This window comes from Curtobacterium flaccumfaciens (assembly GCF_051548005.1).
GTDB lineage: Bacteria > Actinomycetota > Actinomycetes > Actinomycetales > Microbacteriaceae > Curtobacterium.
In genome coordinates this window covers 1-9,269 of record NZ_JBPUGH010000138.1, presented here as the reverse complement: position 1 = coordinate 9,269, position 9,269 = coordinate 1, and the positions used below count along the sequence as shown (strand labels likewise).

Sequence of the window (9,269 nt, the reverse complement as noted above, 5' to 3'; positions counted from 1 at the left end):
GTGCGACGTTGGTCGTGCGGAGCAGCGGTTCGCGCCCTCGCACGAACAACGCGCCCCGGCGGACCGGGGCGAGTTGTTCATCAGGGGGCGCGATCGAGCGCGCGGCTCGCCGGCGGCCGCCGGCCGGCCGTCAGCGCGAGGCGGGCCCGACGATCGCGGGCTCGTGGAAGCGGCCGCCGAACACGCGCTCGGACGCGCCGGAGCGGTCGAGGTACGGGCTGATGCCGCCGGCCTGGAACGGGTAGCCGGCGCCGAGGATCAGCCCGAGGTCGATCTCCTCCACGTGCTGCACCACGCCGTCCTCGAGCATGCGGTGGACCTCGTCGGCGAGGGCGTCCTCGAACCGATGCTGCATGGTCGCGGCATCGACCGGCTTCGCATCACGACGAGCCGGTGCGACGAGCTTCACGGCCGCTGGGTCGTAGCCGGTCGCGTTGCCCTTCTTGTCGCGGGTGAGGATCGTCCCGTGCTCGGCGATCCGCTTCAGGCCGTCACCGGGGTAGAAGCGCTCCGGCCACGCGGCGTGGTGCGAGTCGAGGACGTGGGCACCGACCGGCAGACCGACGAGTTCGAGCAGCTCGAACGGCGACATCGGCAGCCCAAGGGGAGCGGCACCGTCCGCGACGGTCTCGAACGGGGTGCCCTCCTCGACGCCGCGCATCGCCTCGCCGAGCACCCGGGCGAGCACCCGGTTCACGACGAAGCCCGGCTGGTCGGCGGTGATGATCGCCGTCTTCTTGAGGGTCTTGGCGACGGCGAGGGCCGTGGCGAGGGCCTCGTCCGAGGTCTTCGCGGCACGGACCACCTCGAGCAGGGGCATCACGGCGACCGGGTTGAAGAAGTGGAAGCCGACGAGGCGCTCCGGGTGCTCGAGCACCGACGCCATCTCGTCGACCGACAGGGACGAGGTGTTCGTCGCCAGGATCGCGTCGGGGGCGATGACCTGCTCGATCTTGCGGAAGACGTCCTGCTTGACGGACATCTCCTCGAACACGGCTTCGATCACCCAGTCGGCGTCGGCGAAGGCCTCGTACGACACCGAGCCCGAGACGAGGGCCTTGATGCGGTTGGCATCGTCCGGGGATATCCGCTTCTTCGCGAGCAGCTCGTCGACCGAGGACCGGATGCGGTCGACGCCGGCGTCGACCCGCGACTGGTCGACGTCGGTGATGACGACGGGGACCCCGAGCCGGCGGGCGAACAGCAGCGCGAACTGCGACGCCATGAGCCCGGCGCCGAGGACACCGACCTTCGTGACCTTCTTCGCCTCGACGCCCTCGGGGGCGCCGACGGGCTTCTTCGCACGCTTCTGCACGAGGTCGAACGCGTACATCGACGCGGCGAACTGGTCACCGGCGAGCAGGTCGGCCAGTGCGTCGTCCTCGCCGGCGAAGCGCTCCTCGAGTGAACCCGACTTCGCGGCGGCCACCAGGTCGAGTGCACGGAACGGCGACTTCGGGACGGTGCCGATCTTCGAGGCGACCTGCTGACGGGCCACCTTCACGACGGTGCCCCACGCGGCCTTCTCCAGCATGCCCGGCTCGTTCTTCCGGACGACCTTGGTGCGGCCGGACACGACACCGTCGGCCCAGGCGACCGCGGACGGCAGGAACGTCACCGACGGGATGAGCGCGTCACCGATCCCGAGCTCGACGGCGGCCGTGCCGTCCATCAGCCGGTTGTTCTTGAGCGGGTTCTCCACGATGACGCGGAGCGCCTTCTCGGGTCCGATCAGACGGGGGAGCAGCGTGGCGCCACCCCAGCCGGGGATGATGCCGAGGAACACCTCGGGCAGGCCGATCCCCTGTGCCGCCGACGAGAACACGCGGTAGGTGCAGTGCAGCGCGATCTCGAGTCCGCCGCCGAGCGCGATGCCGTTCACGAACGCGAACGACGGCACACCGAGGTCGGACAGCTTGCGGAGCGTGGCGTGGCCGAGCGCACCGAGCTCGTGGGCGACCTCGCGCGAGGGGAGCGCGGCCGCCTGCGACAGGTCGGCGCCGGCGGCGAAGCAGTACTCCTTGCCGGTGATCGCGACCGCCTGGATGCTGCCGGCGGACGCCGCAGCGCGCAGGGTGTCGAGCACGTCGGACAGCTCGCGCATGGTGCGCGGGCCGAGCGTCGACGGGCGCTTGTAGTCCTTGCCGTTGTCGAGCGTGATCAGCGCGAGCGTGCCGCCCGACGGCAGCGGGACGTGCTTGACGTACGAGTGGGTGACGACCTCGTCGGCGCTGAGCTCGGTCAGCTGGTCGATCGGGGTGGTGGTCATCGTCAGGCCGCCTTCCGTGCCGCGCTCTTGCTGAAGTTCGGGTTCTCCCAGATGACGGTGCCGCCCTGGCCCAGTCCGATGCACATCGTCGTGATGCCGTACCGGACGTCCGGCCGCTCGGCGAACTGCGCCGCGAGCTGGTTCATCAGACGGACGCCGCTCGACGCGAGCGGGTGGCCGACGGCGATCGCGCCGCCCCAGGCGTTCACGTTCGCGGAGTCCTGCGCGATGCCGTAGTTGTCGAGGAACGCGAGCACCTGCACGGCGAACGCCTCGTTGATCTCGAACAGACCGATGTCGTCGATCGTGAGGCCGGCCTTGGCGAGCGCCTTGTCGGTCGCGGGGACCGGGCCGATGCCCATCACCTCGGGGTCGACCCCGGCGAAGGCGAACGAGACCATGCGCATCTTCTGCGGCAGGCCGTGCTCCTTCGCCGCGTCGGCCGAAGCGAGGAGGCTCATCGTGGCGCCGTCGTTCAGCCCCGCCGCGTTGCCGGCGGTGATCCGGCCGTGCGGGCGGAAGGGCGTCTTGAGTGCGGCCAGCGCCTCGAGCGTGGTGCCGGGGCGCGGCGGCTCGTCCTTCGTGACGATCTCCCAGCCCTCGCCGGAGTTGACCTCGACGGGGACGACGTCCGGCTGGAGCTTGCCGGCGGCCCACGCGGCGGCGTAGCGCTGCTGCGACTGCACGGCGTAAGCGTCGGTGCGGTCCTTCGTGATCGCCGGGAACCGGTCGTGCAGGCGCTCGGCGGTCGACCCCATCACGAGCGCGTCGGTCGCGACCATGCGCTCGGCGACGAAGCGCGGGTTGACGTCGGCCCCGAAGCCCATCGGGTGACGGCCCATGTGCTCGACGCCACCGGCGATCGCGACGTCTGCCGCGCCGAACGCGATCGCGCCGGCGAGGGTCGTGACGCTCGTCATCGCGCCCGCGCACATGCGGTCGATCGCGTACCCGGGGACGGACTTCGGGAGACCGGCCAGCATGCCGACCGTGCGGCCGAGCGTGAGCCCCTGGTCGCCCTGCTGGGTGGTGGCGGCCACGGCGACGTCGTCGACCGCCGCACCGTCGAGCTGGCTGTTCCGGTCGAGCAGACCGCGCATCGCGTGGACCGCGAGGTCGTCCGCGCGGGTCTTCCAGAACACCCCCTTCTCACCGGCTCGTCCGAACGGTGTGCGCACACCGTCCACGAACACGACGTCTGCTGCCTTGGCCAATCCGGGCCTCCAGATCCTCTTCGATCGAGTCGGGGCACGTTCCGCCCCGACCGGCCGGGCCGTGCCCGGCGACGGTACCGACGCTATGCCCGCAGCCTGGGCGGACGCATGCCGGTTGGGGTGTTCCTACGAGCCGGTGTTGCTCTCCGCAGCAGGCTCCTGTGCGGCCTCGACAAAGGCGTGCGCGATGATCGACGCGGTCTCCTCGACCTGCCACGGCCGGGCGTCGTGCGCGGCGAGGGCGGCACCGACGGTCTCGGTGGCGACCGGGGTCGGCGGCTCCCACGACACGGTGCGGAGGGTGTCCGGAGTGAGCAGGTTCTCGACGGGCAGGTCGAGCGCCTCGGCACGGGCGACGACCGCGGCACGAGCGGCCTTGTAGCGACGGTCGGCCTCGGGGTTGCGGTCGGCCCACGCTCGGGGCGGCGGCAGCGACGGGTCGCCGACGGCGCGGAGTCGTGGCAGGTCCTCGGTCGTGCGCCCGGCCTCGACGGCCGCCCACCAGCGGTCCATCTCACTGCGGCTCGCCCGTCCGGTGAACGCCTTGAGGCCGGCGAGTTCGCCCTTCGACGCGGGGTTCGCGGCGGCTGCTGCGACGATCGCGGCGTCCGGGATGGTGCGACCGGGGGCGATGTCGGCTGCGCGCGCGTACTCGTCCCGGGCCGTCCACAGCGCGCGGGCGATCGCGAGCGCACGGGCCCCGCGGAGGGCGTGCATGCCGGACAGCCGTCGCCACGGCTCGGCTCGGGGAGGCTTCGGCGCACGTGTCAGCACGGCGGCGAACTCCTCCTCGGCGATGCGCGTCTTGCCGGCTTCCTCGAGGACCGCGGCGAGGGCGTCGCGGAGGTCGGGGAGCAGCTCGACGTCGAGCGCGGCGTAGACGAGCCAGGACTGCGGGAGCGGGCGGGTCGACCAGTCGGCGGCGGAGTGGGCCTTCGCGAGTGTGATGCCGAGCAGCTGCTCGACGACCGCGCCCAGTCCGACGCGGGGGAAGCCGGCGATGCGCGCTCCGAGCTCGGTGTCGAAGATCCGCGTCGGCACCAGGCCGACCTCCTGCAGGCACGGGAGGTCCTGCGAGGCGGCGTGGAACAGCCACTCCTCGTCGACGATGGCGTCCTGCAACTCGGCGAACGAACCGATCGCGATCGGGTCGAACAGGAAGGAACCCGCTCCGCGCCGGAACACCTGGATGAGGTAGGCGCGCTGTGAGTACCGGTAGCCGCTGGCGCGTTCGGCGTCGACGGCGACCGGCCCGTGGCCACCCGCGATCGCCTCGACCGCGGCGAGGTACTCCGAGCGCGACTCGATCACGTGGACCGTCGCGTGGCCTTCCTCGAACGGCGACGGAGCAGCGGCGGCCGCCTGTTCGGTCGACGGAGCGGGGTCAGTCACGTGCGGTCCTCCTCGGAGCCAACAGGGTCACGCCGTCCGAGGTGGGCGGCAGGCCCGCGAGCATCGCGACGATGTCCTCCCAGGCCCGGACGTGCGCGGTGAGGTCCTCGTCGCGCGGCGTCCACGACGCACGCAGCTCGAGCTGCGCGCCGTCGCCCTGCGCCGCGAGGTCACCGTACCCGCGCGAGATGATCTTGGTGGCCGTCCCGGAGGCGTGGTCGTACGTCGCACCGTGCGCCGCGAGTGCGTCGACGAGCCAGCTCCAGGTGACGTCGGCGACGAACTCGTCGACGCCGATCTCCGGCTCGAGGGGCGCTTGCGCGAAGGTGACGATGCGGAACGCGCCGTCCCAGCCCTCCGGTTCTTCGGGGTCGTACAGGGCGATGAAGCGGCCTGTCCCGAGGTCGGAGTCGACCCCGTGCGCGGCACCGGAGACGTCGGCGGCGAGGGCCAGCGACCACGGAGCGATCCGCGACGGGGAAGGGATCTCGGTGACGGTGGTCTCGGTGCGCGGCCGGTCGGACGCCACGAACGCGCGGAGCCGGGCGAAGGCGTCGGGCTCTCGGGATTCGGACACGGATGCAGACTAGGCTCCCGGGCATGCCCGGATCCGCACGACCCGCCGAGGACGCACTGCAGCGATCGGCCCGGTCGGCCGGGGTGGTGGCGCTCGGAGCAGGACTCGCGGCCGCCACGATCGGCGCCGCCGTCGTCGGTGGGTTCGTCGCCGCGGTCGCGCGGGCCGTCGTCACGCCGGACCGCAAGCGCACCGAGCGGGTCCCGATCCACGCGGTCGACCCCGTGGCACGGACCGTGACGATCGAACGCACGGCGGACACCGAACTGCAGGGGCGGTACAGCCTCTGGTTCGGCGCCGGCACCGGCCACATGCGCGTCGGCGAGGTCCTCGGCACGACCGACACCACCGTCACCCGGCGCATCATCGCGATCGACGCCGGTGACCCGACGAACGCCCGGCGTGGTCGCTGGGGCGGATGGTTCTACCTGACCCCCGGCGAGCTCGACGTCCCCGTCGAGGACGTCGACGTCCCCACCCCGAACGGTCCCGCGCCCGCCTGGGTGGTCCGGGCGGACGACCCCGGGGCGCCGTGGGCGGTGCTCGTGCACGGCCGTGGCGTCACGCGCGCCGAGACCATCCGCGCCGTCCCGGTGTTCCGCGCTGCCGGCTACTCGGTGCTCCTCGCGTCGTGGCGCAACGACGGCGTCGCCCCGCGGAGCGTCGACGGTCGCTACGGCCTCGGCAGCACCGAGTGGGAGGACGTCGACGCCGCCCTGCGCTGGGTCGCGGGTGAGGGCGCGACCAGCGTGGTCCTGATGGGGTGGTCGATGGGTGGCGCGGTGGTCCTGCAGACGCTCCTGCGGTCATCGTCGGCGCACCTCGTGGACGGTGTGGTCCTCGAGTCCCCGGTCGTCGACTGGCACGCGGTCCTCAAGTCGCAGAGTCGGCTGCTCCGGTTCCCGAAGACGGTGCGGAAGACCGCGCAGTGGCTGCTCCGGGCGCCCGTGCTGCACCGTCTCGCCGGGCTGCGTGCGCCGGTCGACCTCCGCGAGCTCGACATGGTCGCCCGTGCCGACGAACTCCGCGTCCCGATCCTCCTGCTGCACAGCGACGACGACGGCTTCGTGCCCTCGTCGGCGTCGCACGACCTCGCGCGCGTCCGGCCCGACATCGTCCGGCTCGAGGTGCAGCACACCGCGCGGCACACCAAGCTCTGGAACCACGACGCGGACTGGTTCGACGCCCGCATCCTCGCGTGGCTCACCGAGGTGGTGCAGCACCAGGGAGCGGCGCGCGCGTCCTAGACGCGTCTCACGGACGGACTGCGCGACCCACTGACGGACTGGAGGCGCGGTGCATGCTCGCACCGCGCCTCCCGTCCGTCAGGTGCGCGCGATCAGGCGCCGGCCAGCGTGCGGACCTGCCGCTGCACCCGGCCGAGCATGCCGACCATGCCGCGGATGCGCAGCGGGCTGACCGCCTCGGACAGCCCGATGGTGAGCGGGTAGTCGGCCGGGACCGCGAGGACCTCGTCGACCGTCAGGCCGGACAGCCCCTGCGCGAGGATCGACGCGAACCCGCGGGTGGTCGGGGCCTCGCGCGGAGCGGTCGCGTGCATCCGGACGACGTCCGGGGCGTCGCCGTCCTCGCCGACCGTGACCGTGATGAACACGGGGGACTGACACTCCTCGACGCGCTCGAGCTCGTCCTCGTGGCCCCGCAGCCGCTCGGGCAGCGCCGGGAGTTCGTCGGAGAACTCGAGGAGCAGCTGCAGCCGGTCCTGCTGGGAGAGCTCGAGGAAGTCGTCGCGGATCTCGGCGAGCGTCGTCGGCAGTGCCGTGGTGTCGTCGCTCATCGGGCGGGGACCGCACCCGGCTCGGAGCCCTGGACGATCGGGACGCGGACCGCGCTGCCCCACTCGGTCCACGAGCCGTCGTAGTTGCGGACGTTCTCGTAGCCGAGGAGGTGCTGCAGCACGAACCACGTGTGGCTCGACCGCTCGCCGATGCGGCAGTAGGCGATCACCTCGTCGGCGTCGCCGATGCCGGCACCTTCCCGGTAGATCGCGTCCAGCTCGGCGCGGTCCTTGAACGTGCCGTCCGGTGCCGCTGCGGTCGCCCAGGGGATGTTGACGGCGGTCGGGACGTGGCCGCCGCGGAGGGCGCCCTCCTCCGGGTAGTCCGGCGCGGTGGTCCGTTCGCCGGAGTACTCCGGTGCGCTGCGGACGTCGATGAGCGGCTTGCCGAGGTGGGCGAGGACGTCCTCCTTGAACGCGCGGACCTGCTCGTCGCTCCGCTCGACGACCGGGTACTCGACCGGGGTGACCTCGGTGCGGTCGGTCGTGAGGGCGCGGTCCTCGGCGATCCACTTCGCCCGGCCGCCGTCGAGCAGCCGGACGTCCTCGTGGCCGAAGAGCGTGAAGACCCAGAGGGCGTAGGCGGCCCACCAGTTGTTCTTGTCGCCGTAGATCACCACCGTGGTGTCGCGGGCGATGCCCTTGCCTCCGAGCAGGCGGGCGAAGGCCTCGCCGTCGATGTAGTCGCGCTGCACCGGGTCGTTGAGGTCGGTGTGCCAGTCGATCTTCACCGAGCCGGGGACGTGGCCGGTCTCGTAGAGGAGGACGTCCTCGTCGGACTCGACGACGACCAGGCCCGGTGCGCCGACACCGGCGTCGAGCTGCTCCTGGAGCCACTCCGTCGAGACGAGGCGCTCCGGGTGGGCGTAGGCGGCGAACTTCTCGGACGGGTCGACCGGTGCGGTCATGGCGTACTACCTCCAGGTGGTGATCGGGCGCCGGACTAGGATCGGTCCTCGGTGCCTGTGGGCAACGGTACGCGTGCGCACCGTGCTCCAGCCGCAACGTTGCACCGCACGACACGCTTCCCGGAGGGGCCCCTTGGCTGAACAGGCTGGACGTACCGAGGCCACGCACGCGCGGCTCGTGGACCGTGACCCGCAGGTGACGCCGCAGCAGATGGCCGCCGCGCTCGTCCCGCCGCCGCAGTTCGCCGACGCGTCCTTCGACTCGTACCGACCGGACCCCGACCACCCGTCCCAGGCGGAGGTCCGCGACACGGTCGCCGCCTTCGTCGCGTCCGGTGCCGCCGCCGCACCCCGACGCGGGCTGTTCGGTCGGCGCCGGAACGCCGCACCCGAGACGGCCGCGAAGTCGGGCGTGTACCTCGACGGCGGGTTCGGTGTCGGCAAGACGCACCTCCTCGCCGCCGCCTACCACGCGGCCTCGGGGCGGAAGACCTTCGGGACGTTCATCGAGTACACGGCGCTCGTCGGTGCGCTCGGGTTCCAGGGCACCGTCGACCTGCTCCGTGGCACGTCGCTCGTGTGCATCGACGAGTTCGAGCTCGACGACCCGGGCGACACGATGATGATGACCCGCCTGATCAAGGAGCTCTCCGAGACGGGGACGCGCTTCGCCGCCACCTCGAACACCCCGCCGGGCGCGCTCGGCGAGGGGCGCTTCGCGGCGCAGGACTTCCTCCGCGAGATCCAGGCGATGTCCGACCGGTTCGACACGCTCCGCATCGACGGCCTCGACTACCGCCGCCGCGCGGTCGACGAGTCCGCCGCGGTGGTGTCCGACGTCGCCGCCTCGCTCCCGGACGGCGCGGTCACGCTCGACGACTTCGATGCGGTCGTGGCACACCTCGGCACCGTGCACCCGTCGAAGTACGTGGCGCTCGTCGAGGGGCTCGACGCCGTCGGCCTGACCGACGCGAAGCCCTTCGCGGACCAGACCGACGCGCTCCGCTGGGTCGCGCTCGTCGACCGGCTGTACGACGCGCAGGTGCGGATCGTCGCCTCCGGCACACCGCTCGACGCGGTCTACCCGGAGACGATGCTCGAGGGCGGCTAC

General features: G+C 72.3%; 8 protein-coding genes. 2 read left to right on the top strand and 6 right to left on the bottom strand.

Features of this window, described 5'->3' with window-relative positions:
- Positions 1–130: 130 nt before the first annotated feature.
- The 4 genes from ACSW7Y_RS13990 to ACSW7Y_RS13975 all read right to left on the bottom strand — a co-directional run bounded on the left by ACSW7Y_RS13990 (position 131) and on the right by ACSW7Y_RS13975 (position 5,452).
- Positions 131–2,269, bottom strand: a complete 2,139-nt coding sequence (locus tag ACSW7Y_RS13990) for a 3-hydroxyacyl-CoA dehydrogenase NAD-binding domain-containing protein (protein ID WP_438126859.1) — start codon at positions 2,267–2,269, stop codon at positions 131–133.
- A gap of 2 nt (positions 2,270–2,271) precedes the next feature.
- Positions 2,272–3,483 carry a thiolase family protein gene (locus ACSW7Y_RS13985; protein WP_438126858.1) on the bottom strand — a complete coding sequence of 404 codons (1,212 nt, stop codon included), beginning with the start codon at positions 3,481–3,483 and terminating at the stop codon, positions 2,272–2,274.
- A 126-nt stretch (positions 3,484–3,609) separates the two neighbouring features.
- Positions 3,610–4,875, bottom strand: coding sequence for an HRDC domain-containing protein (locus tag ACSW7Y_RS13980; protein WP_438126857.1), 1,266 nt, complete (start codon positions 4,873–4,875; stop codon positions 3,610–3,612).
- A complete protein-coding gene (locus ACSW7Y_RS13975) occupies positions 4,868–5,452 on the bottom strand; it encodes a DUF3000 domain-containing protein (RefSeq protein WP_290131877.1) in 585 nt (194 codons plus the stop codon). Before ACSW7Y_RS13975 ends, ACSW7Y_RS13980 begins: the two co-directional genes overlap by 8 nt.
- A 23-nt stretch (positions 5,453–5,475) precedes the next feature.
- Between ACSW7Y_RS13975 and ACSW7Y_RS13970 the strand changes: the two genes are divergently transcribed.
- Entirely contained in the window at positions 5,476–6,699 is a 1,224-nt protein-coding gene (locus tag ACSW7Y_RS13970) for an alpha/beta hydrolase family protein (RefSeq protein WP_438126856.1), read from the top strand.
- A 92-nt stretch (positions 6,700–6,791) separates the two neighbouring features.
- Here the strand turns inward: ACSW7Y_RS13970 and ACSW7Y_RS13965 are convergent, their stop codons facing one another.
- Together ACSW7Y_RS13965 and ACSW7Y_RS13960 are read right to left on the bottom strand one after the other, a co-directional pair.
- On the bottom strand, positions 6,792–7,250 hold the full coding sequence (locus ACSW7Y_RS13965; RefSeq protein ID WP_438126855.1) for a SufE family protein: 459 nt from the start codon (positions 7,248–7,250) through the stop codon (positions 6,792–6,794).
- Complete coding sequence (locus ACSW7Y_RS13960; protein ID WP_438126854.1) at positions 7,247–8,158, bottom strand: sulfurtransferase; 912 nt, start codon at positions 8,156–8,158, stop codon at positions 7,247–7,249. Before ACSW7Y_RS13960 ends, ACSW7Y_RS13965 begins: the two co-directional genes overlap by 4 nt.
- 133 nt (positions 8,159–8,291) lie before the next feature.
- Here ACSW7Y_RS13960 and zapE point away from each other — a divergent pair.
- A partial coding sequence (gene zapE, locus ACSW7Y_RS13955; RefSeq protein WP_438126853.1) for a cell division protein ZapE occupies positions 8,292–9,269 on the top strand: 978 nt, incomplete at its 3' end.

Coding starts and splice junctions, on each gene's coding strand:
- ACSW7Y_RS13965 (WP_438126855.1), bottom strand. CDS start 7,250: ATGAGCGACGACACCACGGCACTGCCGACGACGCTCGCCGAGATCCGC.
- ACSW7Y_RS13990 (WP_438126859.1), bottom strand. CDS start 2,269: ATGACCACCACCCCGATCGACCAGCTGACCGAGCTCAGCGCCGACGAG.
- ACSW7Y_RS13960 (WP_438126854.1), bottom strand. CDS start 8,158: ATGACCGCACCGGTCGACCCGTCCGAGAAGTTCGCCGCCTACGCCCAC.
- ACSW7Y_RS13970 (WP_438126856.1), top strand. CDS start 5,476: ATGCCCGGATCCGCACGACCCGCCGAGGACGCACTGCAGCGATCGGCC.